Source organism: Bifidobacterium sp. WCA-178-WT-4B (assembly GCF_009696495.1).
Taxonomy (GTDB): domain Bacteria; phylum Actinomycetota; class Actinomycetes; order Actinomycetales; family Bifidobacteriaceae; genus Bifidobacterium; species Bifidobacterium infantis.
In genome coordinates, this window is the sequence record NZ_VULV01000012.1 from 23,806 (window position 1) to 48,852 (window position 25,047).

Annotated in this window: 22 protein-coding genes and 1 pseudogene; 20 read left to right on the forward strand and 3 right to left on the reverse strand. The window is 60.5% G+C overall.

Annotated elements, in window-relative coordinates; translation table 11 throughout:
• Positions 1 to 21: 21 nt before the first annotated feature.
• Positions 22 to 1,944, forward strand: coding sequence for an SWIM zinc finger family protein (locus FYJ31_RS08755; protein ID WP_154536497.1), 1,923 nt, complete (start codon positions 22 to 24; stop codon positions 1,942 to 1,944).
• Between the two features lie 404 nt (positions 1,945 to 2,348).
• Here FYJ31_RS08755 and FYJ31_RS08760 read toward each other — a convergent pair whose 3' ends face one another.
• The gene (locus FYJ31_RS08760; protein ID WP_154536498.1) at positions 2,349 to 3,284 is read right to left on the reverse strand and encodes an alpha/beta hydrolase; all 936 of its coding nucleotides are present in this window, start codon (positions 3,282 to 3,284) and stop codon (positions 2,349 to 2,351) included.
• Between the two features lie 256 nt (positions 3,285 to 3,540).
• Here FYJ31_RS08760 and FYJ31_RS08765 point away from each other — a divergent pair, with 256 nt between their 5' ends.
• On the forward strand, positions 3,541 to 3,786 hold the full coding sequence (locus FYJ31_RS08765) for a hypothetical protein (RefSeq protein WP_229774004.1): 246 nt from the start codon (positions 3,541 to 3,543) through the stop codon (positions 3,784 to 3,786).
• 5 nt (positions 3,787 to 3,791) lie between these two features.
• Complete coding sequence (locus FYJ31_RS13075; protein ID WP_256755799.1) at positions 3,792 to 3,914, forward strand: hypothetical protein; 123 nt, start codon at positions 3,792 to 3,794, stop codon at positions 3,912 to 3,914.
• A 74-nt stretch (positions 3,915 to 3,988) separates the two neighbouring features.
• Here the strand turns inward: FYJ31_RS13075 and FYJ31_RS08770 are convergent.
• Positions 3,989 to 4,607 (reverse strand): annotated as a pseudogene (locus FYJ31_RS08770) (phosphoesterase); the annotation flags it as partial.
• Between the two features lie 209 nt (positions 4,608 to 4,816).
• Here FYJ31_RS08770 and tenA point away from each other — a divergent pair.
• A complete protein-coding gene (gene tenA, locus FYJ31_RS08775) occupies positions 4,817 to 5,551 on the forward strand; it encodes a thiaminase II (RefSeq protein WP_154536499.1) in 735 nt (244 codons plus the stop codon).
• Between the two features lie 8 nt (positions 5,552 to 5,559).
• Positions 5,560 to 5,823 (forward strand): hypothetical protein, encoded by a 264-nt coding sequence (locus FYJ31_RS08780; protein ID WP_154536525.1) that lies wholly within the window; start codon positions 5,560 to 5,562, stop codon positions 5,821 to 5,823.
• A gap of 358 nt (positions 5,824 to 6,181) precedes the next feature.
• Here the strand turns inward: FYJ31_RS08780 and FYJ31_RS08785 are convergent, their stop codons facing one another.
• Positions 6,182 to 6,814, reverse strand: a complete 633-nt coding sequence (locus FYJ31_RS08785; protein ID WP_229774007.1) for an alpha/beta hydrolase — start codon at positions 6,812 to 6,814, stop codon at positions 6,182 to 6,184.
• Between the two features lie 82 nt (positions 6,815 to 6,896).
• Here FYJ31_RS08785 and FYJ31_RS08790 point away from each other — a divergent pair, with 82 nt between their 5' ends.
• From FYJ31_RS08790 to FYJ31_RS08860, 15 genes are all read left to right on the forward strand, one after another.
• A complete protein-coding gene (locus FYJ31_RS08790; protein ID WP_143723347.1) occupies positions 6,897 to 7,967 on the forward strand; it encodes a tRNA (adenine-N1)-methyltransferase in 1,071 nt (356 codons plus the stop codon).
• 97 nt (positions 7,968 to 8,064) lie between these two features.
• Entirely contained in the window at positions 8,065 to 8,622 is a 558-nt protein-coding gene (locus FYJ31_RS08795) for a SixA phosphatase family protein (protein WP_065472413.1), read from the forward strand.
• Between the two features lie 161 nt (positions 8,623 to 8,783).
• Complete coding sequence (gene metE, locus FYJ31_RS08800) at positions 8,784 to 11,087, forward strand: 5-methyltetrahydropteroyltriglutamate--homocysteine S-methyltransferase (RefSeq protein ID WP_154536500.1); 2,304 nt, start codon at positions 8,784 to 8,786, stop codon at positions 11,085 to 11,087.
• A 59-nt stretch (positions 11,088 to 11,146) separates the two neighbouring features.
• Complete coding sequence (gene metF, locus FYJ31_RS08805; protein WP_154536501.1) at positions 11,147 to 12,001, forward strand: methylenetetrahydrofolate reductase [NAD(P)H]; 855 nt, start codon at positions 11,147 to 11,149, stop codon at positions 11,999 to 12,001.
• A 133-nt stretch (positions 12,002 to 12,134) separates the two neighbouring features.
• On the forward strand, positions 12,135 to 13,088 hold the full coding sequence (gene bsh, locus FYJ31_RS08810) for a choloylglycine hydrolase (protein ID WP_154536502.1): 954 nt from the start codon (positions 12,135 to 12,137) through the stop codon (positions 13,086 to 13,088).
• A 56-nt stretch (positions 13,089 to 13,144) separates the two neighbouring features.
• The gene (locus FYJ31_RS08815) at positions 13,145 to 16,375 is read left to right on the forward strand and encodes a bifunctional [glutamine synthetase] adenylyltransferase/[glutamine synthetase]-adenylyl-L-tyrosine phosphorylase (protein ID WP_154536503.1); all 3,231 of its coding nucleotides are present in this window, start codon (positions 13,145 to 13,147) and stop codon (positions 16,373 to 16,375) included.
• A 330-nt stretch (positions 16,376 to 16,705) separates the two neighbouring features.
• A complete protein-coding gene (gene pyrB / locus FYJ31_RS08820) occupies positions 16,706 to 17,668 on the forward strand; it encodes an aspartate carbamoyltransferase (protein WP_065472422.1) in 963 nt (320 codons plus the stop codon).
• Positions 17,668 to 18,087: an aspartate carbamoyltransferase regulatory subunit gene (locus FYJ31_RS08825; RefSeq protein WP_012577772.1), complete on the forward strand. Its 420-nt coding sequence runs from the start codon at positions 17,668 to 17,670 to the stop codon at positions 18,085 to 18,087. The genes pyrB and FYJ31_RS08825 overlap by 1 nt, the downstream gene beginning before the upstream one ends.
• Positions 18,084 to 19,580: a dihydroorotase gene (locus FYJ31_RS08830; protein ID WP_143723349.1), complete on the forward strand. Its 1,497-nt coding sequence runs from the start codon at positions 18,084 to 18,086 to the stop codon at positions 19,578 to 19,580. Before FYJ31_RS08825 ends, FYJ31_RS08830 begins: the two co-directional genes overlap by 4 nt.
• A 17-nt stretch (positions 19,581 to 19,597) precedes the next feature.
• The gene (gene pyrF, locus FYJ31_RS08835) at positions 19,598 to 20,551 is read left to right on the forward strand and encodes an orotidine-5'-phosphate decarboxylase (protein WP_029680095.1); all 954 of its coding nucleotides are present in this window, start codon (positions 19,598 to 19,600) and stop codon (positions 20,549 to 20,551) included.
• 135 nt (positions 20,552 to 20,686) lie between these two features.
• Complete coding sequence (locus FYJ31_RS08840; RefSeq protein ID WP_065472425.1) at positions 20,687 to 21,511, forward strand: dihydroorotate dehydrogenase electron transfer subunit; 825 nt, start codon at positions 20,687 to 20,689, stop codon at positions 21,509 to 21,511.
• Between the two features lie 2 nt (positions 21,512 to 21,513).
• Positions 21,514 to 22,485 (forward strand): dihydroorotate dehydrogenase, encoded by a 972-nt coding sequence (locus tag FYJ31_RS08845; RefSeq protein WP_065472427.1) that lies wholly within the window; start codon positions 21,514 to 21,516, stop codon positions 22,483 to 22,485.
• Between the two features lie 8 nt (positions 22,486 to 22,493).
• Positions 22,494 to 23,189, forward strand: a complete 696-nt coding sequence (gene pyrE / locus FYJ31_RS08850) for an orotate phosphoribosyltransferase (protein WP_065472429.1) — start codon at positions 22,494 to 22,496, stop codon at positions 23,187 to 23,189.
• A 106-nt stretch (positions 23,190 to 23,295) separates the two neighbouring features.
• Complete coding sequence (locus FYJ31_RS08855) at positions 23,296 to 23,484, forward strand: hypothetical protein (protein WP_013140703.1); 189 nt, start codon at positions 23,296 to 23,298, stop codon at positions 23,482 to 23,484.
• 325 nt (positions 23,485 to 23,809) lie between these two features.
• The gene (locus FYJ31_RS08860) at positions 23,810 to 24,931 is read left to right on the forward strand and encodes a DUF2974 domain-containing protein (RefSeq protein ID WP_154536504.1); all 1,122 of its coding nucleotides are present in this window, start codon (positions 23,810 to 23,812) and stop codon (positions 24,929 to 24,931) included.
• The last annotated feature ends 116 nt before the right edge of the window (positions 24,932 to 25,047 follow it).

Here is a 25,047-nt window from a genome sequence, read left to right on the forward strand (position 1 = left end):
CCAATCATTAGGAGGCCCGTCATGACTGCCCATTTCGACGAGTTCGAAGAGGAGATGACCTCCCGCAGCCTGGAACGAGCATATGATTACGTGGACGAGCATAGGATCGGTGGGTTAGAGGAAGTGTCGGTCGGACTATTCCACGCCGAAGTGCACGGTTCTGAACTCTACGATGTCGATATTCGACTTCGTGACAACGATATCGTGTTCGCATCCTGCACCTGCCCCTACGACCATGACGGATACTGCAAGCATATTGGTGCGGTGCTCTTGACGTTGCGTGATTACAAACACGGCGGTAATCATCAGCAGAACGTGACATACGATGCGATGATTGCAAAGCAGGACGACTCTCGGCCAGACATACCCGTAGCAGCAAATCCTCTCGCATCGAAACCTGAAGTGTTCAATCGAGTGCTGCAACATATTCGAGAACGAGTGGGACTGCGCAAATCAGAACGGTGGACGCCCGCTCAGCATTTCTATCTGGTTTGGAATCAGGACGAAATCAATGCCATCGTGACTGCGAATCCGGCAATCGCGAGCGGCATGGAACCATTGATGCCCGAAAGCACCGTGGATCGCGTCATGGAATCTCCCATGCGGCGACATCTCGGCAAGGACTACGGCTGGAAATTCGAATGGGGAGATGCCGCCATAAACGGCGTGATGGCCGTATTTGAGGAAGTAGAACAATCGAACGACTATCCGCTGGCCATGAGACGCATGTGCACGGCTTTGCGAAAAACAGTGTGGTTCGCGAGACAAGTCGATGATGAAGAGGGTGCGCTACAGACATATATCGAACACCTCAATGAGCGAATCCTCGCTTATACGTATGCCGCGGCACCAATCGTTACAGGCGAGCAAGCGCAGCAGATGCTGATTGCAGCGTTGGGATTCATACGTGATACCCCTATGATCGAGATGCTGTTTTGGCCGCACACGCCGCTGGAATGCGTCATCCCATTCGCGGATATTCACGCACGAGGTACGGCGGACATAGAACAGATGGAGCATCAGCCCCGCGAGATCGGCACGACCGCGTTCATGTGCCGCACCTATGCGCAGTCCACATTGAATGTTGCCCAACAATTCCTTCATGACAAGAAGGGGGATTCCATTGACGGCCATCGAACGAACCTGACCGATTACGATTGGCGAGCTGCACAGGACTATCTGCTGAAACTCCATCATGACTTTCTGCTGTACGGCGGCGACGCAATTAGTGCCGATGAGCTACTGTCCAAAAACACGGACGTGGCCGAATGCAGATTTGCCGTCATCGCACGTAAATTCCTGGACGGGGATTATGCCGGGGCCGCCGCTTTCTTGGAACAGACTTACGATTGGGATGCCGCGCAAAAGCATGCGGGGTATTGGGAGCTCACCGCTCAACTGCCGCATGGCGAGCTTACCATGCTGGAGGCCTGCTATGAACGACTGAACGATGAGAACGGCATCAAACAATTATATGAGTACTACGTCGCTCACAGTGATTCAGTGGCGGACGAACGTTGCATTCCCATCCTCAAATCGATGGTCGGCAAATCGGGCTGGCCTCAAAGCGTTCAGAACATCCTGCGCAACTATCATGAGCATGATTTCGGTGGGAAAGTCCTTGTACGACTCATGACTGAAGAGCACCTATCCGATGAGGCCTTGACCTTAGCCGGGCAGCGGCCGGAACTCCTGCGTGATTTGCTCAAGCCCATCAGCCTCAATCACAGCGCGGAAGCAGAACGACTGATCAGAAAGCAGCTGCCGCTGGATCGCGATCTGCAACAGGGAAATCGCAACGAATACCGATTCGTTGCCATGTGGATCGAGCAATATCGCAACGTTCTCGGACTCGACCAAGCCAAGGCTCTCGCCAAGGAGATCATGGCAAAGTACCCGAGACGGTATGCACTCAAAGAGGAAATCGGCCGCGTGCTAAAGTAACTTACTGATGCCAAAACATTCTAACACTACTCCGACGATGCCCGTCACCGCGGCCACAAGAATGTACGCAATACCGAATACGCGCAGCGCGCCACCTTTGACCTGCGCATTCGGGCGGAAGAGAATACACCACCAAATCAGATACAGCGCATGACCTCACATCAGCTGCCGCGAACGGCTAAATCTGCCGAGTTCACCGAGTTCACCGGCCCTATGAAGTCCCTCAACTCCATCAATCGCCGTCTGACCCATCACATCACGCTTCATACACATTGCCGATTGACAGTCCTAGAACACAGTCTAGAACTGTCATGGTATGTTCGCGCAGATAAGGGCTCCAACAAAATTGGCTAAAAGAGAACTCGGCAACCTATAAAAAGGACGCGCCCGTGTGCCCTTACCGTTCAGCTCCGCTCACGAATGAAATCGAAAATCACGTCGAAGACCTGCTGGCTCCAGAAATCGTACTCATGTTCGGCGCCGTCGACTAGCACCAGCTGCGCGTCCACGCCGTGCTCGGCCAGCCGGTCGCGCATCTTGACGGATTGATGGTAGGGGACCACGGTGTCGGCGGTGCCGTGCAACAGGAGCATCGGTGGATACTGCTGGTCATCCCGCACCTGCAGGTAGGGGCTCATGTCAGCCGCGCGCTGACGGACCTCGGCATTGATGCCGGTCTCATGGGTCGCACCCACCACGGCCGCGAACGGGCCGAAATAGTACAGCCGGAATGGATTGGTCTCATCGTCGAATGCGTCGACAGCTTCAAGCATGTCGGTGGGCGGGAAGCAGCTGACCACGTACTTCACCGCATCGCTCTCATCGGCATTGGTGCCGTCCTCATACCGCGGATCGTCGGAGGTCAACCCCACCAGCAACGACGTGTTGCCGCCGGACGACGTGCCCCAGATACCGAGACGGTCGGGGTCCACGTGCCATTGACGTGCGTTTGCCCTGAGATAGCGGATGGCTGCTTTTACGTCCTCGAGATATGCGGGGAACACGTCGTGGGGATCACTCGAGGCATCGCGATGATTCACCGTAGCCACCACAAAGCCTTCGCGGGCCAAAGCCGAGAGTTGCGGGATCTCGTAGTCGCGATGCGGCGTGGTCCAGGCGCTGCCTTGCACGAATACCACGGTGGGGTAGCGGCGGTCATCGTCATCGCCGGTGGATTGTGGCGAGATGATATCCATCACCAGGTTATCGGCCCCGGTCTCGTACGCCACGTTGCGGGTCAGCGTGGCCAATCCGGCAAGCGTGGGATTGTGCGGGATATGGATGACATTGTTTGCGCCGGCGTTGGCATCACTGACTTTGGCTGAATCGGTAGTATTCATGGAATCCCCCTAGCTCTGTTGCTATAGAGGTCATCATACAAGAAATGGGCATGATTACGGCACAACGATGTCTCGGTCACAGCGAAGACATGAAGACGCGAAGACGCGCCCGGCAGCGCGCGCTGCCTGCCTGCGAGTTGCCTTCAAGTGCACTTCAAGCAATAAGGTGACATAAGCAGCGGCAATGGAGATTGCTGCCCGGCAACGAAGCGGACAGTGCCCGTTCGCCGATTCACGATAACAGAAATGAGACACTATGAAGACTCAGGAAATCGGACAATCCGGCATGATTGCGTCACGAGTGGCGCTGGGCGTGATGCGCATGGACGCGTTGGATGCCGCCGATGCGGCACGTACCGTGGCCGTGGCCCATGATTCCGGCATCGACTATTTCGACACGGCGGAATGCGTACACAGATGCTCGACGCTGAAATCCAATTCAATATGGCGAGCGATCCCGCAGCCGATCGCACCGGTGGCATCCTGCCTTATTCACAGCTGAAGCATATGACCATTCAGGCATGGTGCCCATTCCAATCCGGCACGGAATACGGTCCGTTCGTCGGCAACGAGCATTTCCCCGAGCTGAACGCCGAATTGACCCGTCTTGCCGGCAATCCGTTGGTGTGAGCGAGAGATGACGAGACCAATGCCGTTGGGGCGCGTGTTCAGCGTGCATACATCTCAACGGCGGTCAATGCTGTGTCAATGCCAACATTCAGTGCCTCCGGGCGTGCACCATCTGGCGAAAGCTGATGTGTAGTCCATACAGCAGTCTGCGACCGTCAAACGGCAACGCCTTGCCGCTGAACTTCACCACATCATCGGGCCAACTGTATGCCAGATCCCCCGATACGGGTAATGTGAAAGATTGACCGTACCGAGTCCCTCAATCTCAACCGTATCGTGCGGCTCCAAACTTTCGAACAGGTTGAGTGCGGGGCGGTCTTCCAGCCACCAGTCATCATGGTTGCCGATCACACCATGCAGATGCTTGCAATTGAGCGCTCGCAGGCAGTTCTTCAGATAGGTCAGCGATGTGCGGAAACCGATATCACCCAGAATCCACAGCTCATCATCCGGGCCGACCAAAGTGTTGATATGATCCACAATCGCCTTGTCATGCGCATCCGTATCGGCGACCTGACGAAACGTCAGACTCGCGCCGAACGTCTCCTCCTTGGCCCAATCCTCGGCGGTCTTGCGATCATGCGCGCGCAGCACCTCCTCATAGCGCGAGTGCGTCGGATCGAACGTCGTGAACCCTCGCAACACCGTGACCAGTGGATGCCCGAAATGCGTGTCGGTCGTGAAATACCTCATGACAGTCGCCTCCCCTTTTCGGCGTGCAGCAACCATTTCCCATCCTAGGCACAGCCGGCACCTGTCGGTTCGTGTTGCCATAATGAAGCGCATTGCAGGGGGAACCCGTGAACGCAAGCTGCCGGCCATCGTGGCGGCGAACGGGTTGAGAAAGGCGCTGTGCCTGACCCTTGGAACCTGTTGGCCAACACCATCGAAGGGGGCAAACGATGTCTTTTGACGCCGTCGCATTCGGCCCGATCACCCTGAACCACCTGCCGCCGTTCGCCCAGCGCCTGCGCCAGGCCTCCGACCTGGTCTGGGAGGAGGGCTACCGGCAGCCGTTCCTGCGCGAGCTGGGTCACGGCACGCTTTCGCGCGAGCGCTTCGCGTTCTACCTGCTGCAGGATTACCGCTACCTGAACGATTACGCCAAGGTGCACGCGCTGGCGTTGACCAAGACCCAGGATCCCGAGGTCATGCGGTTCATGGCGGATGTGCAGAACGGCATCTTCAATGTGGAATCCGCCATGCATCGTAAATACATGGCGAGCTACGGCATCAGCGAGCAGGAGATGAACTCGGTGCGCCAGTCCGCGTTCGCCCGCGCCTACACGTCGAACATCCTGTCGATCGCATACGGCAATCCGCTGGTTGATATCCTGGTCGCCGTGCTGCCCTGCGCCTGGGTGTACGCCGACTACGGTCAGCGTCTCGCCGCCGAATTCGCGGACACGCTCGATGCCAACCCGTACAAGAGCTGGGTGGACATGTACAAGACCGAGGAGTTCTGGAGTAGCTCGGCGTGGCTGATTGAACACACCGAACAGCTCGTGGAGGGTTTGAACGAAGAGCGCCGGGCCGAGCTCGTGGACATCTTCGTGACCGGTGTGCAGAACGAATACATGTTCTGGTCAAGCGCCTACGACATACAGTACACGTGGAAACCCGAATGGGACGTGTGAGGCGCACGATGGATGAGCGGTGGGCGCGTGCTTTGCGCGCCAAGGGCATTGATATTGACGAGGCTGAAGGTGCTGGTGGGAAACGGGCACATGACGGCAAACGGCATACCAACATCACGAGTACTGGTCGACGCTCCGAGTCCCAGCCGGCTGTCGGGCTCCGCGGTCGATCCAATACCAGTACGAATCTGCCGGGGCCGAAGGTGACGGCACGCGCCACGCCATTCAAGGCCACCGGTCATAAGGGCGGCATCAGCCGGCAGGGGAATTGAGCTGATTGCAGAACCATCGCGCGATGAATGGGCATGGCCAACGCGTTATTTCATTGTTATTCCATTTCAAGGGGCTGATTTGCGGCTCTCCGGAGGTCTATCTCCGTTTCACGGGGCTGGTGCCCAAGTAGACACGACCCCAAAATGGCGGGATGGCGTTGCCGCTAAGCCGTTTGTACTTCCATTCCGCCTTCGGAACAGCCCCTTGAAACGGGAGTAGACCTCCGAGAAGGTGCAAATCGGCCTCTCGAAACGGACTATGCCGGTGTTCGGTGGTAGGGAAGAGGGCTTTCTGCGTTGAAAAAGGTCGAATGTACCTCTTTGAGCGGAGATATTCCATATTGAAGCTATTCCGGCATCATACGGCACGTAGGAAATGCCGGATATCGGCGATTTCCTCATCACAGATGGCATGGGCCATGCCGGAATACTCGCGATAGGTCAGATGCCCGGCCCGTTCAAGGACCTGATGGGCCGTTTGCTGGTCGGGCAGCGGAATCGTGCGGTCCTGCGCGCCATACGCCAGGAAGAATCGGGTAGTGGAGTCAAGCGCCGCCTGTTCCTCGCCCATGAACGAAGGACTGAGCAGGATCGCGGCATTGAATAACGTCGGATGCACCTTGACCAGACGATACGACAGATAACCGCCTTGGGAGAAACCGATCAATATCTTCCTGCGATGGGCGAATGCCGAGGCATCCAGCAGTGAAGCCACCGCATCCCCGACCGCCGCGCATTCGCGTTGGCGCTCGTCCACGCCGCAGCCGTCGGGATACCAGTAATTGCCGCCCATATAGGGCCTCGCGTAGGTGGCACGGAACGAGATATAGCTGGGTACGGCGGCAATTGCGGACGGGGCCGCATCGGCTCGCGTCGGCGCATATACGGCGTCGAGAATCCGCACCATCTCGTTTTCGTCGTTGCCGTAACCGTGGAACATCAGGAAAATGGGGTCATTGCCGCCGGCATCGATCTGGCTTGTCATCTGCATTCGCATCGTCATCACCTCACCAACGAGCTTACATGCATTAGACTTGTAGCGATTGACCCACCGAGCACGCAAGGAGCAAGTTATGGAGCCGAGGCGCGGGCCTCTCACCGCAGGCGAGAAGGTGCAGTTCACCGACCGCAAGGGCAAGAAGATCACCGATCAGCTTGTGGCTGGCGGCTCCACGCAGACCGAGCGTGGCCTGATTCTGCATGACGATGTGATCGGCAAGACCGAAGGCACCGTGATCCTCACCGTGCACGCCAAGCGTGAGGCGCAGGTCAACCAGGTTTATCCCGAGAAAGACAAGAACAAGCCGTGGAAGTCGTCGCGCGCCATCGGCGGCTGGGAATATGCGGTGATGCGCCCGCGACTGGCCGATTACGTGCTGTCGATGCCGCGCGGCGCGCAGATCATGTATCCGAAGGACATCGCCCAGGTTGTCCAGCTCGGCGACATCCGTTCCGGCATGCGCGTGCTTGAGTCCGGTGCCGGCTCGGGCGCGATGAGCGTGAACCTGCTGGACGCCGTGGGCGATCGTGGCCATCTGACCACGATCGAGCTGCGCCCCGAATTCGCCAAAGTGGCTCAGGCCAACGCCACGCTGTATTACGGCGAGGCCCCCAGCTGGTGGGATCTCAAAACCGGCGACTTCGACTCCGTGGCCGCCGAACTGCCCGAACACTGGTTCGACCGCATCATGCTCGACATGCTCGACCCGTGGAACAGGCTCGACCAGGCATACCGCGTGATTGCCCCCGGCGGCGTGTTGGTCAGTTACGTAACTACCACCACGCAGATGAGCCGACTGGCCGAAGCCCTGCGCGCGGCCGGCTGCTGGACCGAGCCGCAGATCCAGGAATCGTTCGAACGCACATGGAAGGCCCAAGGCCTCGCCGTACGCCCCGACCACCAGATGATCGGCCATACCGGTTTCCTTGTTATCTCGCGCGCCATGGCCTCCGGGTTCGAGGCGCTCAGAAAGCGCGATCGCGTGACCAAGGACACGCAGACCGACATCGACTCGCTCACCGACGAACAGCGTGAGGCGCAGATCGAGGAACTGGAACTGCGCGACATCTCCGACCACAAACTACGTAAGGTGTTGCGTGACCTCGACCGTCAGGTGGGAGAACTTGGCAACACGCACGAATAACCGCCAAACGATGAGTTTGTGAACGCTCACACACCTCTATACTGGAAGCAACACCACACCGCCACACCGGGCAGGCGGTTCGTGAAGGGAGCCACGGATGGGCATCAAGCTGAGCAAAGTCGCCAAAGCAGCGAAGAAATACGACCATATCCTCATCATCATGAGGCACGCCAAGGCCGAGCCGTTCGGCGACAAGGGCGACTCGGAACGCGAGCTCACCGACAAAGGTCTGAAACAGGCGAAGGCCGTGGGCAAGGGTATCGAGTCGCTGGGATTGGTGCCCGATCAAATCTCCTGCTCGTCCGTTACCCGCACGCGCCAGACACTGGACCGCATGCTCAAGACCTTTGGCGACAAGCCGATCGTCGACTACCGCATCAGCCTGTATGACGGGGGAGTGCAGGCGGTGTTCGACGAGCTCGCCCACGTCAAGGCCAAGAACCGCGTGTTCATGATCGTGGGTCATGAGCCGACGGTATCGATCAGCGCCCAATGGCTCGCCTCGCCCGACTCCGATGCCGAACGGCTTGATCTGCTCAATCTGGGACTTTCGCCCGCATCCGTCGTGATCATGGGGTTGGACAAACCGTTCGACGAATGGCAGGTTCATAGCGGCGAATTGCTTGCCGTCATCAATGTGAAGGATTTTGACTGAATCGACCCTCCGTGACCGCGTGCGACCTGGGGGCTGCCGGGAGGGGATCGTCAGGGTATAAATTCCGTTGATAGCGACACTCTGCGGCTATTTATAGGGGCCGGAATCCGAATGTTTGCTACCCTGAATCGGGTTACGAACGCACACAATTTGGAGGATTCATGTCCACTCTGACTTCCGTCTCCGGCTTCCCCCGCATCGGGCAGAACCGTGAACTGAAGAAGATCATCGAAGGTTACTGGAAGGGTGCCAACGACCTTGCCGCCGTCAAGGCCACCGCCGCCGAACTGCGCGCCAAGCATTGGAGGCTGCAGCAGGCCGCCGGCATCGATCTCATCGCCAGCAACGACTTCAGCTACTACGATCAGATGCTGGACACCGCCATCCTGCTCAACGTGATTCCGCAGCGTTACCAGCGTCTCGCCTTCGACGATCAGGAGGATACGCTCTTCGCCATGGCGCGCGGCTACCAGTGCGACAAGGGTGATGTAACCGCACTGCCGATGAAGAAGTGGTTCACCACCAACTACCACTATCTGGTGCCCGAGGTCGAACCGTCCGCCGAAATCAAGCTCAATTCCACCAAACCGTTCGATGAATTCAACGAGGCCAAGTCCTTGGGCGTCGAAACCAAGCCCGTGTTCATCGGACCATACACCTTCCTCAAGCTCGCGCGTACTCCGGAAGCCGCCGAACTGGAGATCGACAAAGGACTGGTCAACGCGGTGGCCGCCGTCTACGCCGAGGTACTCGCCAGGTTCAACGATCTTGGCGCCGCGTGGGTTCAGCTTGACGAGCCGTACCTCGTGCTCGACAAGGAGCCGGGCGATGTCGAGCTCTTCAAGGCCCTCTACACCAAGATCCTGCCCGCCAAGGGCAATGTGAAGGTGCTGCTCAACACCTACTTCGGCCACGTCGCCGACGTGTATGAGACCGTCAACCTGTTCGGTTTCGACGGCATCGGGCTGGATCTCAACGAAGGTCGCGAGGAAAACCTCGAAGCCGTCGCCAAGTACGGCGTGGCCGCCGGCACCACCATCTTCGCCGGCGTGATCAACGGCCGCAACATCTGGCGCAACAACTACGCCACCTCCCTCGGCTTGGTCGATGCTCTGAAGCAGGTCACCGCCGATGTGGCCGTCTCCACCGCGTCCTCCCTGCTGCATGTGCCGTTCAGCACCGAAGGGGAGACCGGCATCCCGGCCGAAGACCTCAAGCACTTCGCATTCGCGGTCCAAAAGCTCGGCGAGCTCAAGGAGATCGCGGCCCTGACCGACGCCACCGAGGATGAGAAGAAGTCGTCCGCGGCCCTCGCCGCCAATCTGGCGTTGTTCGACGGCACCCGAGTGGCCGCCGATCCGGCCGTCGCCGAACGCATCGGCAAGCTGTCCGATGCCGACTACGTGCGTCAGCCGGTCCGCGAAGAGCGCCAGTCCCTGCAGCGCGAGGCCCTCGGGCTGCCGCTGCTGCCGACCACCACCATCGGCTCCTTCCCCCAGACCAAGGAGATTCGCGCCGAGCGCGCCAAGCTGCGCAAGGGCGAAGTCACCAAGGAGGCCTATGACGAGTTCATCGCATCGCAGATCGACGCCGTCATCCGCAAACAGGAGGAGATCGGCCTCGATGTGCTGGTCCATGGCGAATTCGAGCGTAACGACATGGTCGAGTACTTCGGCCAGAATCTCAACGGCTTCCTGTTCACCAAGAACGCCTGGGTCCAGTCCTATGGCACTCGTTGCGTCAAGCCCCCGATCGTGTGGGGCGATGTCTCCCGCGCCAACCCGATCACCGTGGAATGGTCCGCGTACGCCCAGTCCAAGACCGACCATGTGATGAAGGGCATGCTCACCGGACCGGTGACCATCCTCAACTGGTCCTGGCCGCGTGAGGACATCACCCATGAGGAACAGACCAAGCAACTCGCCCTCGCCATCCGCGACGAAGTCCTCGATCTTGAGGCCGCCGGCATCAAGATCATCCAGATCGATGAGGCCGCCCTGCGCGAGAAGCTGCCGCTGCGCAAGTCCGACTGGCACGCCAAGTATCTCGACTGGGCCATCCCGGCCTTCCGTCTGGTGCATTCCGCCGTCAAGCCGACCACCCAGATCCACACGCACATGTGCTATTCCGAGTTCAACGACATCATCCGCGACATCGATGCGATGGATGCCGACGTGATTTCCTTCGAGGCGTCCCGCGGCGATCTCGTGGTGCTTGACGCCATCCACGACGCGCGGTTCGAGACCGAAGCCGGTCCGGGCGTGTACGACATCCATTCCCCGCGTATCCCCTCCGAGAAGGAGATCGAGGATCGCATCTACGAGATCCTGGACAAGATCGACGTAAAGAAGGTGTGGATCAACCCCGACTGCGGTCTGAAGACCCGAGGCAACGACGAGACCTGGCCGAGCCTTGAACATCTGGTCGCCGCCGCCAAGGCCGTGCGCGCCAGGCTCGACAAGTAGCGGAAATCACCGAGCTCCCTTCCGGATGAGGGAGCTCGGGTTTATGTAAGGAAATCAGCATGCATTCCCCGATGTTCACCCTTGAGGTCTTTCCCCCGAAACGCAACGCTCCCGTGGACACCATCTATGACACCCTTGACGGTTTGGAGGGGCTGAACCCCGACTTCATTTCCGTGACCTACGGCCACGGCACCCATTCGGACCGCACCGCCACCGCGCGCATCGCCCACACGATCAGCAAGGAGTACGGCATTCCCGCAGTCGCGCACCTGACCGCGTTGTACTCCGACAAGGCGAAAATCGACGAGGCCCTCGACATGTTCGAGCAGGCCGGTGTGAGCGCGGTGCTCGCCTTGCGAGGCGACTACATCGATGGCGAACGTTTGGTCGGCGATTTCAACCACGCCAGCGATCTCGTGTCCTACATCAGATCCATGAAACCGGATCTCACGGTGTTCGGCGCATGCTATCCAGAAGGCCCTTACCAGTCCGGATCGTTGGATCAGGACATCGAGAACCTGAAGATCAAGGTCGATGCCGGCGTCACCCGTTTGATCTCGCAATTGTTCTATGACAACGAGGATTTCTACCGCTTCCTGGACAAGGCTCGCGCCGCCGGCATCACCGTGCCGATCGAAGCGGGCATCATGCCGGTGCGCGGCGCCAAGTCGGTGCGGCGCATGGCCGAACGCAACGCCTCGCGCATTCCCGACAAACTCGATGCACTGCTGAACAGGTGGGAGGATGACATTCAATCGCTGCGTACCGCCGGCATCCTCTACGCTTCCGAGCAGATCGCCGACCTCGTGTCCCACGGCGTGGACGGCGTCCACCTGTATTCGATGAACCACCCCGCCACCACGCGCCGTATCTGGCGCAATACGGAACCGTTGTTCCTCGGTACGCAAGGTTGACGCATATCGCGGCGCGGCGCGTCTCAATGCGTCGCGCCGCACGTTAACCTGCTGGCGAAACCCAGAGTTCACCCAGCGGCCGATGGGTATCATGAACGTGCAAGCCAACCAAAACGATGGAAGGAAGTCCGTTATGTGCACCGGTGTCCGTTTCTCCGATGATGAGGGCAACACCTATTTCGGCCGTAATCTCGACTGGAGTTTCTCATATGGGGAGACCATCCTGGTCACTCCGCGCGGCTACCACTATGACACGGTGTTCGGTGCGGGCGGCAAGGCGAAGCCGAACGCGGTGATCGGCGTGGGCGTGGTCATGGCCGATAGGCCGATGTATTTCGACTGCGCCAATGAACATGGTCTGGCCATCGCCGGCTTGAATTTCCCTGGTTACGCCTCGTTCGTCCACGAACCGGTCGAAGGCACGGAAAACGTCGCCACGTTCGAATTTCCGCTGTGGGTGGCGCGTAATTTCGACTCCGTCGACGAGGTCGAGGAGGCGCTCAGGAACGTGACGCTCGTCTCCCAGATCGTGCCGGGACAGCAGGAGTCTCTGCTGCACTGGTTCATCGGCGACGGCAAACGCAGCATCGTCATCGAGCAGATGGCCGATGGCATGCACGTGCATCATGACGACGTCGATGTGCTGACCAATCAGCCGACGTTCGACTTCCATATGGAAAATCTGCGCAACTACATGTGCGTCAGCAACGAGATGGCCGAACCGACTTCATGGGGCAAGGCCTCCTTGACCGCCTGGGGTGCGGGTGTGGGCATGCATGGCATCCCGGGCGACGTGAGCTCCCCGTCCCGCTTCGTTCGTGTGGCCTACACCAACGCGCATTACCCGCAGCAGAACGATGAAGCCGCCAATGTGTCGCGCCTGTTCCACACCCTCGGCTCCGTGCAGATGGTGGACGGCATGGCGAAGATGGGCAACGGCCAGTTCGAACGCACGCTGTTCACCAGCGGATACTCGTCCAAGACCAACACCTATTACATGAACACCTATGATGATCCCGCCATCCGTTCCTACGCCATGGCCGATTACGATATGGATTCCTCGGAGCTCATCAGCGTCGCCCGATGACTCCTTCCCGGCTCATGCCCCATTCGGAAGGGCATGAGCGTATATAGTGGAATCTTATGGAATCGTCGATGTTCAAACCCAGCTCCATGGACCTCATCAGGGCAGGTCTGCAAGACCTCGACAGGGCTCGCGCCCTGTTCGGCCAGCTCAAGGCCGACGCCATCGCCGATGGACGATGCGCCGAATTGCTGGGCGTGTTGGCCCATGCGTGCGACCCCGACGTGGCGCTGGGCAATTTCGTGGATATCGTCAACGCGATGCAGTCCAGTCGGCGGGATCTGGATCGGGTCATTCCCGACGCCGGTGCCCTCCGACGTCTGATCACCGTGCTCGGCGCCTCCGACGCGATGGGCAAGTTCATGCGTTTCAGGCCGGAACTCGTCGAAGCCGCGTCCGTCGGCAGCGCCGACAGCCACCTGTTCAACCGCGCACAGCGTCGAGCCCGTCTGCTCATGGAGGTCGGCGCCGATCCCGACGATCAGGCCATGCCCGTCGCCTCCAAGGATCTGGCGGAAGCGGCCACGGCGCTGCGTGCCGGTTATCGCCGGCAGCTGGCCGCCATCATCGCGCAGGACGTCATGGCGGAGGATCCGATTCGCATCCAACCGACCATCAGCAGCGAATTGTCCGACCTTGCGGACGCGGCGCTCGAAGGCGCGCTGGCCATCGCCCGCCACGAAACCGAGGGCAGCGAGCACGTGCGCTTCACCATCATCGGCATGGGCAAACTCGGCGCACAGGGACTGAACTACGTCTCCGACGTGGACCTCATCTACGTGGTCGAACCGGCCGACAAGGACGTGGACCATCAGACGCTGATCCGCGTGGGCACCAAGATGGGCACCATGCTGCAGCGCGTCTGCCAGTCCGCCATCATGGGCGTGGCCGAGCAGCCGCTGTGGCAGATCGACGGCGGCCTGCGCCCGGAAGGCAAGGACGGCGCGCTGGTGCGCGTGCTCTCCTCTCACAAGAACTATTACGAGCAGTGGGCCGAGAACTGGGAGTTCCAAGCGCTGCTCAAGGCCCGCCCGGTGGCCGGCGACCCCGACCTCGGCCAGGCCTACATGGACATGACCCGGCCGTTCGTGTGGAGTGCGTCCAAGCGTAAGAACTTCGTCTACGACTGCCAGAAGATGCGCAAGCGCGTGGAGGATCTGATTCCCGCGCCCCTGAAGGACCGCGAAATCAAGCTCGGCCGCGGCGGCCTGCGCGATGTGGAATTCACCGTGCAGATGCTCCAGCTCGTACACGGCCGCACCGACGAATCGCTGCGCACCAGCAACACGCTCGACTCGCTGCAGCGCCTGTCCGAAGGCGGCTATGTTTCGCGCAAACAGGCCGTGCGCATGTCCCAGGACTACCGCTTCGAGCGCGTGATGGAGCATCGCCAGCAGATCTGGTCCCTGAAGCGCACGCACCTGTTCCCGGACCTCGGCCGAGCCTCGGTCGGAGGCCTCGAAAAGAAGCGCGACATCGACGTGGACGAGCTCAACCAGAACCAGGAGCTGCGTCGCCTCGCCCGCGCGTTCGGCCTGCACCCGGAAGAACTCGTCGACAAATATGACGACACCCGTCGCGAAGTGCGCCACCTGCACCTTGACATCTACTATCGCCCGATGCTGCCGGTCAACGCCCAGATGGAGAACGACCAGATCGTGCTGAGCGTCGAGGCAGCACAGGAACGATTCGAATCCATCGGCTTCGGCGACCCGGACGCCGCCATCCGCCACGTGCAGGTGCTCACTGCCGGCGTGGGGCGCGCGGCCAAAATCAACCGCATCATCCTGCCCGCCGTCTTGCAGTGGCTGGGCGAGGGCCAGAACCCGGACATGGGCCTGCTCAACTGGCGCAAGCTGGAGGAGAACTTCGGCACCGAATCCGGCTACCTCGGCTTCTTGCGTGACTCCACTTCTGCCGCCCAGCGTCTGTGCCACATCCTGTCCAACTCGCGATTCCTGGGCGACGCGCTCAACAAGTCGGTCGAATCGATCAGCTGGCTCGGTGATGACGGCAATCTGCAGGCCCGCACGCGCGAGGCATTGGATGTGCAGACCGGCTCGGCGCTGGAACGTTTCGGCTCGAACATCAACGAGTTCGCCAACTCCATGCGCGCCATGCGCCGTCACGAAATCGAACGCATCGGCCTGTCTTGGATGAGCGGTGTGATCAGCAACTCCGACAGTCTCAAGGCCATGACCGACGTGTATGACGCAATCATCGACGTCTCTCTGACTTGGGCCGTGCGCCACCAGATTGCCGCGTTTGGCGTCGAAACCGCGCCGGCCGGTATCACCGTCATCGCCATGGGCCGTTACGGCGGGCGCGAAGTGAACTTCAGCTCCGATGCGGATGCCATTCTCATCTACCGTCCGGCCGACGACGCCGACGACGGCCAGGCCAACGCCTTCGCCAAGAAGGTCGTGGAAGACCTGCGCAACATCCTGCAAGGTCCGACGACGCTGGAACCCAAGATCGAACTCGACCTGGACCTGCGCCCGGAAGGCAAGAACGGCCCGCTCGTGCGCTCCTATGCCTCCTGCGAGGAATACTACGAATCCTGGGCTTCGACCTGGGAGCGCCAGGCGCTGCTGCGCGCCCGGTACGCGGCCGGCGACGCTGAACTGGCGCGGGACTTCCTGATCAACATCGCCGACCCGCTGCGCTACCCGACCGAGGAACTGACTGAAGCAGAATTGCAGAACATCCGCAAGCTCAAGGCCCGCATGGAAGCCGAGCGTCTGCCGCGCGGCGTGCGCCGTGAACGGCATCTGAAGCTCGGCAAGGGCGGCTTGTCTGACGTGGAATGGACCGTGCAACTCATGCAGCTCCAGCACGCCGGCGATATCAAAGATCTGCGCGTCAACGGCACGTTGGAGGCATTGGACGTGCTGGAAGACAAGAAGCTCATCAGCGCTATCGACGCGATTCAGCTGCGCAAGGCCTGGACGTTGTGCACCGCGGCCCGCAACGGCAACTATCTGTGGAGCGGGCGCGCCAACCAGGCCGATATTCTGCCTGATGACATCTATTCGCTGGGCGGCATCGCCGTCTACCTCGGCTACGGCGCCCACCGCGGCCAGCATTTCGAGAACGACCTGCTGGCGGTGATGCGCAAATGCCGTGACGTGTGCCAGCGCTTGTTCTACGGGCAGACCGAAGGTGAGGCGACTGCAGCAACCACCGCCACGGCCTCCGCCGCAACGCCGCAGCCGCAAACCGCCCCTCGCCCACATATGCACGTGATCGCGCCGCGACTGGAACGAAATCGACGCCGCGCGCAGCGATAGACCTTTCTTGTATTGCGTTCACTACGTTCATTAGGTCGATTCATCGTTCATTAGGTCGGTCCGCCGCCGCATACCTTGTTGGAATGGCGGCATTCCAACAACAGATACGAGGGTGCAGTGACCTAATGAACGTCAAATCGACCTAATGAATGAGCTCTGGCGTTCCAAAGCAGATATCAGCTATACAGACACAGCATATTCGTTGGATTTTCAGGTGAACACTCGGTGAATGCGGCTGTCCGAAAAATGGCGTAAGTTAGATTAGGTCACACAAGGGTGGCCACCTGAAAACCACGAGCGAAAAGGTGAGCCTTGTCTGAAGAAACGCCAATGGTCGGCAAAAGCGTCGTAACGCTGGACGGCCTGTCTACAAACCAGATTCTCGACCTACTGCATAAGGCCGAATACATCGATTCCCACCGCAAAGAGGTTGCCCATACCTGCGATGGGCGAGTGCTGGCCACGCTGTTCTACGAGCCCTCCACCCGTACGCGCCTGAGCTTTGAGACCGCAATGCTGCGTCTCGGCGGCAAGGTCATCGGATTCGCCGGCGCGCAGCTGGCCTCCGTGACCAAGGGCGAATCCATCGCCGACACGTTGAAGACCGTGTCCAACTACGTGGACGTGGTCGCCATCCGCCACCCGAAGGAGGGTGCCGCGCTGGTGGCCTCCCGCGCCGCATCCGTGCCGGTGATCAACGCCGGCGACGGCGGCCACATGCACCCCACGCAGACGCTGGCCGACCTGGCCACGCTGCAGTCGCGTTTCGGCCGCATCACCGACCTGACCGTGGGACTGTGCGGCGATTTGACCTTCGGCCGCACTGTGCACTCCCTGATCGAGACCCTGTGCCGCTTCGGCAACGTGCGCTTCGTGCTCATCAGCCCGGACGAGCTCAAGACCCCGCAGTACGTGATCGACCGCATCAACGCCACAGACAACTGCTCCTACGTGGAAGTGCGCGACCTGGCCTCCGTGATCGGCGACCTCGACGTGCTGTACATGACCCGCGTACAGAAGGAACGCTTCTTCAACGAAGACGACTACTTGCGCCTGCGCGACACCTACATTCTCGACAAAGAGAAGCTGCAGCTCGCCAAGCCGTCCATGGCCGTGCTTCACCCGCTGCCGCGCGTCAACGAAATCGCCGTGGACGTGGACGACGACCCGCGTGCCGCCTACTTCGAACAGGTCAAGAACGGCATGCTCGTGCGCATGGCCCTCGAAAGCACCGTGGTGGGCGACGAACTGCCCGGATACGAACCGCTCAACCCCAAGGAGGTTCATGCCTGATGGAAGTCACCAGCATTCAGAACGGCATCATTATCGACCATGTGACGGCTGGAACCTCGCTGAAGGTTCTCGAATACCTGAAAATCGACCCGGCCAAAACCAAGCTTGCGCTCATCATGAACGCCAACTCCAAGCGTTACGGCTCCAAGGACATCATCAAAATCGAGGATGACAAGGACATCGACCTCGACGTGCTCGGCTTCGTGGCCCGCCAGGCCACCGTGGACGTGGTGCGCGGCGGCAAGATCGTCGAAAAGAAGCAGCCGAACCTGCCCGAGCACATCGTCGGCGTGATCTCCTGCGTGAACCCGCGCTGCGTGACCACCACCGAGCCCGGCATCAAGCAGATGTTCCACCTCGTGCACTCCGAACGGCTCGAATACCGCTGCGACTACTGCGATGAGGAAGCCAAACTGTGAGCATCACCCTACGCAACATCAAGGTCTGGAACACCGGCGAGGTCATCGACCTCGTGGTGCCCAGGACCGCTGCCGCCTACTTTGCCGACACCTCCGCCGTGGCTGACGGCGCCGACATCGACGCCACCGGACTGACCGTGGCCCCCGGTTTCGAAGACCCGCACGTCCACTTCCGCGATCCCGGCCAGACCTACAAGGAATCTATGGTCTCCGGCTGCCGCGCGTCCGCATCCGGCGGATACACGAACGTGCTCATCATGCCGAACACGTTGCCGGCACTGGATGGGCAGACCGTGTCTGACCCGGAAGCGGCCGGTGCGAAAGAGGTTCTGGATGCCGGCTTCGACAACGTCATCGACTTCCTGCAGCAGTACGATACTGCGCACAATGTTCAATTGCCGGTTCGTTACAATCTGTGCGTGTGCGCGTCCAAGGATCGCGCCGGTCATGAGGCAAGCGACGTTGCCGATTGGCTCAAGTACGTGCCCGGATTCGAGGACGACGCCAAGACGCCGGCCATGCTCACGCACCCCATTACCGCGATCAGTGACGACGGTTCCGCCGTGACGCCGGAGATCCTGGATCAGGTGCTGGAGAACGTCAAGGCCTCCGACCTGTACCTGATCGAGCATTGCGAGCATCACGATACAGGTGCCGTGAACGAAGGCCCCGTTTCCCGCGAGCTTGGCATGCCCGGCATTCCGGAAGACACCGAGCTCAAGATCGTGGCCCGCGATATAGAAGCGGCCCGCCGCACCGGTGTCCACGTACACTTCCAGCATGTGAGCACTGCCATCTCGTTCGAGGCGATTCGCAAGGCCAAGGCCGAAGGACTGCCAATCACCTGCGAGACCGCACCGCATTATCTGGCGTTGAGCGACGAGGCACTGCTCAAGTACGGCACGCTCGCCAAGATGAATCCGCCGCTGCGCTCCGAAGCGGACCGCAAAGCCACCATCGCGGCCATCGCCGACGGCACCGTGGATCTGCTGGCCACCGACCATGCGCCGCACACGTTGGCAGAGAAGGAACTCGGCTTCCTTGAGGCGCCCAACGGCATCATCGGACTGGAATGCGCGTACGGCGTGTGCCACAAGGTGCTCGTCGACGGCGGCTTCATTTCCGATGAGCGTCTGATCGGGCTCATGTCCGTGGGACCTGCCGAACTCATGGGGCATGTGCCAACCGACGTGGCCGCGCTGGTCGAGGACTACGCCGAACCCGCGCCCACCGGGGACGATCCGGATGGCGTGATTGCGGGGGAGAGCGACACTCAGCCGCAGCGTGAAGGCGTCAACCGACTGCTCGACCTGAGCCGCGTGGATGACGCCGACAATGTCGACCTCGTGGTGCTCAACACCGCTGAGGAATGGACCGTGGACCCTGAACAGTTCCACTCCAAGGCTCGTAACACCCCGTTCGGCGGCTGGCAGGTCACCGGACGCCCCCTCGCCACGATCATCGGCTCCCAGCTGATGTTCAGCCGTCTGTAGATAACATAAGGAGCAGCATGGATCGCCTGATCGAAGCGATTGACAACACTCAGAACCCCAGCGTCGTGGGCCTCGACCCCACCGAGGCGTTGGTACCGCCGCAGGTCGTGGCGAGCTTTGCCGACGAGGTGCGTGACTCGGTCGAATCCCCGGAGGAAATCGAATCCGCGCAGCTGGCCGTCGCCTACTTCGAATACAACCGCACGATCATCGACGCCATCGCCGACATCGTGCCCGCCGTCAAACCGCAGATCGCCATGTACGAGGCGCTCGGCCCCGCCGGTGTGGACATCTACACGATGACCTGCGAATACGCGGCCCAGCAGGGCCTCTACGTGCTCGGCGACATCAAACGCGGCGACATCGGCTCCACTGCAGCCGCCTACGCCCACCACCTGAACGGCGTGGGCGACTTCGACCCGTGGCATGAGGATGCGGTGACCGTCAACCCGTATCTCGGCACCGACGGCATCACCCCGTTCGTCGAGGCCGCCGCCGAAGCCGACAAGGACATCTTCGTGCTCGTGCGCACCTCCAACCCGTCCTCCAGCGAACTGCAGATGCTCGACCTGGCCGACGGCACGAAGGTCTACGAGCATGTGGCCGATCTCGTGGAAGGCTGGGGCGCCGAGACCATCGGCAGCCACGGCTACTCCCGCGTGGGCGCGGTGGTCGGTGCCACCCACCCCGAGGAAGGCAAGGCGTTGCGTGAACGTATGCCGCACACGTTCTTCCTCGTGCCGGGCTACGGTGCGCAGGGCGGCACGGCCGCGGACGTGGCAGGCATGTTCGACAAGCAGGGCAGCGGCGCCATCGTCAACTCGTCGCGCGGCATCATCGGCGCATGGAAGAAGAGCGGCAAGTACTCCGAATCCATGACCGCCGACGAGGCGCTGGACCTTGTGGCGAGCAGCGCGCGCCAGGCGGCGCTCGACATGCGCGATAATCTGCGGGTTGCCGTATATAGGTAGGTAGATTGTCCGGCTGTGGGCTATACGTGAGTGTGGGCTGGAAACCGGAGCCGAGTGTGTTTAACTACCCCTCAGTCAACCTGCGGTTGACAGCTCCCCTGATAGGGGGAGCTTGATGTGCTGAATAGGAATGAAATGACAACTTTCACCCCCACCCATGATGTGGTTGCGGAGGCGACTGCGGCCGGATTCTTCCCGCCGCGCCACAACGTCGAAATCACGCAGGTTACGGAACTGACCGACCGCGTGATGCGACTGACATTCCGCGACCCGTTCATCGCCTCCCACGCCAAGCCCGCCCAGTTCGTCAACCTGTTCACGCACGACGACTTCATGCTCATGCCGCGTCCGTTCGGCGTCAGCGAAGTCGACGGCGACGAAGTCAGCGTGATCTTCGCCGTCGTGGGCCACGGCACCGAACAGTTGGCAGGACTGCAAGACGGCGACACCGTCGACGTGCTCGGCCCGCTCGGCCGCGGCTTCAACCTCAAGGAAGACGCCAACTACATTCTCGTCGGCGGCGGACTCGGCGTGCCCCCGCTAATCTACGCCGCGCAAAAGCTCGCCGAACACGACGCCTCCTTTGCCACCGCCGTATTCGGCTACCGCAACGACCACTTCGCTGAGGAATACGTCTCCCGGTACGCGGACTGGTCGTGGAGCATCGACGACGCCGAAGGCAACGTGGTCGACCTGCTCGACAAACTCGAACAAGGCGACGACCTGAAGGCCTACGATCGCAAGCCGATCATCTTGTCCTGCGGACCGCTGCCTATGATGAAGGCCGTGGCCGCCTGGGCCGCCGAACGCGGCATCCCCGCGCAGCTGAGCATGGAACAGCGCATGGGCTGCGGCTACGGCACCTGCGTGCTGTGCACCATCGACACCATGGACGGCCGCCTCAAGGTCTGCTCCGACGGACCCGTGTTCACCCGCGAACAGCTCGGATGGGGGGAGTGACGATGGCCACAAACAACCAGTCCGCGCAGGGCAGCGACAACCACATCAACCTGTACGAGCCCCACGTGTGGAAGCACCACACCAAGGTGGCCGGTCTGGAATGGAAGAATCCGGTCGGCACCGCCTCCGGCACCTTCCAGTACGCCGCTGTCCGCTGGTTCTACGACGTCAGCCAGCTCGGCGCCGTATGCACCAAGGGCGCCTCGCCCGTGCCGTGGGAGGGCAATCCTTCGCCGCGCACCGCCGAATCGCCGGCCGCGAACATCAACGCTGTGGGCCTGCAGAATCCCGGCATCGACCATTACTTGGCCGAGGACCTGCCCAAGCTCAAGGCCGCGGGCGCGTTCGTCATTTCCAATGTCGCCGGACATTGCGACGACGATTACGCGGCGGTCGTGGAAAAGCTCGCCGACTCCAACGCAGACATGCTGGAAATCAACGTCAGCTGCCCGAACATTTCCGCCGGCGGCATGAGCGTGGGCACCGACCCGGTGGCCCTCGCCAACCTCATGGACAGGCTGCGCCCGATGACCGACAAGCCGATGATCGTCAAACTCACGCCGAACGTCACCGACATCACCGTGCCGGCCCGTGCGGCCGTGGAACATGGCGCCGACGCGTTGAGCATGATCAACACGCTCAAAGGCATGCGCATTAACATTCGCACCGGCCAGCCGATCATCGCCAACGTCACCGGCGGCGTATCCGGCCCGGCCGTGCTGCCGGTCGGCCTGGCAGCCGTCTATCGGGTGCGCACCGCACTGCCGGAGATTCCGATCATCGGACTCGGCGGCATCGACAGTGGTGAGAAGGCGCTCGAATACCTGTACGCCGGCGCGAACGCCGTCGAAGTGGGTGCGGCCGCGCTCTTCGACCCGGTGGCCCCGCTGCGCGTCGCCCGCGAACTTGACGACCTGCTGGACAGCCGTCCCGAACTCGCTGCTAAACTGGCCGCAGGACAGACTTGGAGGTAAGGAACATCATGGCAGAAACACTCGCACATCGCTTCACTGAATTCCTGTTGGAATCCAACGCGCTGAAGTTCGGCGACTTCACGCTGAAGTCCGGCCGCAAGAGCCCGTACTTCATCAACGCCGGCGCCTTCGACGACGGCAAGAAGATCGCCGCGCTCGGCGCGTTCTACGCCGAAAAGATTAGCCAGGCCATCGTGCACAACACGATTCCCCGCAACATCGACACCGTGTTCGGCCCCGCCTACAAGGGCATTCCGCTGGCCGTGTCCACCGCGATCGCGCTGAACGCCGGCCACAACATGACCATTGGATACACCTTCGACCGCAAGGAGAAGAAGGACCACGGCGACGGCGGCTGGATGGTCGGCACCCCGCTGACCGACGGCATGAAGGTGCTGCTCGTGGACGACGTGATGACCGCCGGCACCGCCGTGCGCGAAGTCATCCCCAAACTCAAGGCCGAGGCGAACGTCGAGGTCGTGGGTCTCGTGCTCTCCGTGGACCGCATGGAGAAGACCAAGGACTCCGACCTGTCTGCCGTGAAGGCCGTGGAAGCCGAATTCGGCTTCCCGGTTCTCTCCATCGCCAACGTGCGCGAGATCTTCGACGCCGCCGCCAAGATGAAGAACCCCGACGGCACCCCGCTGCTCAGCCACGACATCCAGCAGCGCGCCGCCGCCTACCTTGAGGAATACGGCGCCTGATCGTCTTCAACCTAAAACCAAAAGCGGGCTTGCGAGCCCGCTTTTTTATTACGTTCCATGAACAGCAGTACCATATTAAGGCAGAAGCTTTGGCAAGGAGCGTGCTATGAACTGGTTAGTTGGTATAGGGCTGTTTGCGCTCGTGGGGATATGCAGTTACTTCGGCATCGAGCATCATCTGGACAGCAAAGCGAACAAGTTGTCGCAAGGTAATGAAGAAGACCGCCGAGATGCTGCCGAATTACGTGATATCGCCGCCAAAATCGATCACGGTAAGTATTACCCGATGCTGTAACGGGCAATCTGGGCCTAAATTGATGCTATCTCCGTTTCGAGGGGCTGATGTCGTGGTTTCCAGAGATCTACTTCCGTTTCGAGGGACTGATGCCCAAGTAGAAGCAGCATGAAAATGGCGGAATGACGTTGGGGTGATGCCGCTCATACTCGGGATATGACGGATGAACAGCCCCTTGAAACGGAGATAAATGTCTCCAGAAGGCCAAATCAGCCCCCTGAAGGCGAGATAGGGTTCTAAACTCTGGGACCGGCTCGCCTGTGATGAAAACCCGCTCGGCGTAGAATTACCGTAGGTTCGTTGCATTCGAACAAGGAAGGCCGCTATGGGGAACATCACCGACGATATTCGGCAACATTTCGACACTTTCGCCGCACTGCCGTTCACCGAGGCGGACAGTCTCGCCCTGTCCCAGCTGGCCTACGCGCGCATGCCGGATAACGTGCCGCGCTATCACGAGGATTCGGCGGACGCCAGTGGCATGATTCCCGCGGTCTCCATCCGCGACCTGCTACGCGCCGAATGCTATGACGACATGTTCGGCAAGGTGTGGTCGCCTTCGATGAATGTCGATCTGTTACGTGCGATGAGCGAGAGCCCACGTTGGAGGAACCTACGCGTGGGCGCATACGTGGACGAATTCGATGCCGAAACCACCAAGCAATTCTCGGCCTGCGTGTTCGAACTGGGTAACGGCACGCTCTATGTGGCTTTTCGCGGTACCGACAGCTCAATCGTCGGGTGGAAAGAGGACTTCATGATGGCGTTCCGCCGCGCGGTCGCCTCGCAGGAGGCCGCCGCGCGTTATCTGACCGAGCTGGCTGGCCATTGGGCCGGGCCGATTATGGTCGGCGGCCATTCCAAAGGCGGCAATCTGGCGGTGTATGCGGCGGCCAATGTGCCTAGCGAGATTCAGGAACGTATCACGGTCGTATATTCGCACGATGGGCCTGGATTCGATGAGGTGTTCTTCGATGAAGACGGGTACGTACGCATTGCGTCGAAGATCCATAAATCGGTACCGGGCTTGTCGATCATCGGCATGCTGTTTGAGACTCGTGAGCATGTGGAAGACGGCTATACGGTGGTCAGCAGCGACGGTGCCAGCATCATGCAGCATTTCGCATTGCACTGGCAAGTCGATCATGGCCAATTCGTACAGGCTGATGGACTGACAAGTAGCGCGCGATACCTGGCACGCACGATCAACGGATGGATGGCAAAATACGACGACGAGCATCGCCGCAAGTTCATCGAAAACCTGTTTGCCATCTTCGAGGCTGGCGGATACGACACATTCGGCGACCTCACTTCGCATTTGACACAGTCACTGCCGATTATGCTCGCCGCGGCCCGCAACATTGATGTCGAAGATCGCGACGTGATGATTGAAGTGCTCAAAGGCTTCGCCGCGACAGCCGCCACATCGGTAATCTCGGCCAAGTAGTCGGAGGCCATCAAACTGGTTGTGCCAGTCAGTCTCAATAGCGCAAGAGCCGGCCCCTGAGATACTCAGGGGCCGGCTCTTACTTCCATTTCCCCAGCGGGGTTGGCTTAATCACA

Bases quoted from the DNA above. Each gene is read 5' to 3' on its own strand.
- FYJ31_RS08755 (WP_154536497.1), top strand. From the start codon at position 22: ATGACTGCCCATTTCGACGAGTTCGAAGAGGAGATGACCTCCCGCAGC.
- FYJ31_RS08760 (WP_154536498.1), bottom strand. From the start codon at position 3,284: ATGAATACTACCGATTCAGCCAAAGTCAGTGATGCCAACGCCGGCGCA.
- FYJ31_RS08765 (WP_229774004.1), top strand. From the start codon at position 3,541: ATGAAGACTCAGGAAATCGGACAATCCGGCATGATTGCGTCACGAGTG.
- FYJ31_RS13075 (WP_256755799.1), top strand. From the start codon at position 3,792: ATGACCATTCAGGCATGGTGCCCATTCCAATCCGGCACGGAATACGGT.
- tenA (WP_154536499.1), top strand. From the start codon at position 4,817: ATGTCTTTTGACGCCGTCGCATTCGGCCCGATCACCCTGAACCACCTG.
- FYJ31_RS08780 (WP_154536525.1), top strand. From the start codon at position 5,560: ATGGATGAGCGGTGGGCGCGTGCTTTGCGCGCCAAGGGCATTGATATT.
- FYJ31_RS08785 (WP_229774007.1), bottom strand. From the start codon at position 6,814: ATGCAGATGACAAGCCAGATCGATGCCGGCGGCAATGACCCCATTTTC.
- FYJ31_RS08790 (WP_143723347.1), top strand. From the start codon at position 6,897: ATGGAGCCGAGGCGCGGGCCTCTCACCGCAGGCGAGAAGGTGCAGTTC.
- FYJ31_RS08795 (WP_065472413.1), top strand. From the start codon at position 8,065: ATGGGCATCAAGCTGAGCAAAGTCGCCAAAGCAGCGAAGAAATACGAC.
- metE (WP_154536500.1), top strand. From the start codon at position 8,784: ATGTCCACTCTGACTTCCGTCTCCGGCTTCCCCCGCATCGGGCAGAAC.
- metF (WP_154536501.1), top strand. From the start codon at position 11,147: ATGCATTCCCCGATGTTCACCCTTGAGGTCTTTCCCCCGAAACGCAAC.
- bsh (WP_154536502.1), top strand. From the start codon at position 12,135: ATGTGCACCGGTGTCCGTTTCTCCGATGATGAGGGCAACACCTATTTC.
- FYJ31_RS08815 (WP_154536503.1), top strand. From the start codon at position 13,145: ATGGAATCGTCGATGTTCAAACCCAGCTCCATGGACCTCATCAGGGCA.
- pyrB (WP_065472422.1), top strand. From the start codon at position 16,706: ATGGTCGGCAAAAGCGTCGTAACGCTGGACGGCCTGTCTACAAACCAG.
- FYJ31_RS08825 (WP_012577772.1), top strand. From the start codon at position 17,668: ATGGAAGTCACCAGCATTCAGAACGGCATCATTATCGACCATGTGACG.
- pyrF (WP_029680095.1), top strand. From the start codon at position 19,598: ATGGATCGCCTGATCGAAGCGATTGACAACACTCAGAACCCCAGCGTC.
- FYJ31_RS08840 (WP_065472425.1), top strand. From the start codon at position 20,687: ATGACAACTTTCACCCCCACCCATGATGTGGTTGCGGAGGCGACTGCG.
- FYJ31_RS08845 (WP_065472427.1), top strand. From the start codon at position 21,514: ATGGCCACAAACAACCAGTCCGCGCAGGGCAGCGACAACCACATCAAC.
- pyrE (WP_065472429.1), top strand. From the start codon at position 22,494: ATGGCAGAAACACTCGCACATCGCTTCACTGAATTCCTGTTGGAATCC.
- FYJ31_RS08855 (WP_013140703.1), top strand. From the start codon at position 23,296: ATGAACTGGTTAGTTGGTATAGGGCTGTTTGCGCTCGTGGGGATATGC.
- FYJ31_RS08860 (WP_154536504.1), top strand. From the start codon at position 23,810: ATGGGGAACATCACCGACGATATTCGGCAACATTTCGACACTTTCGCC.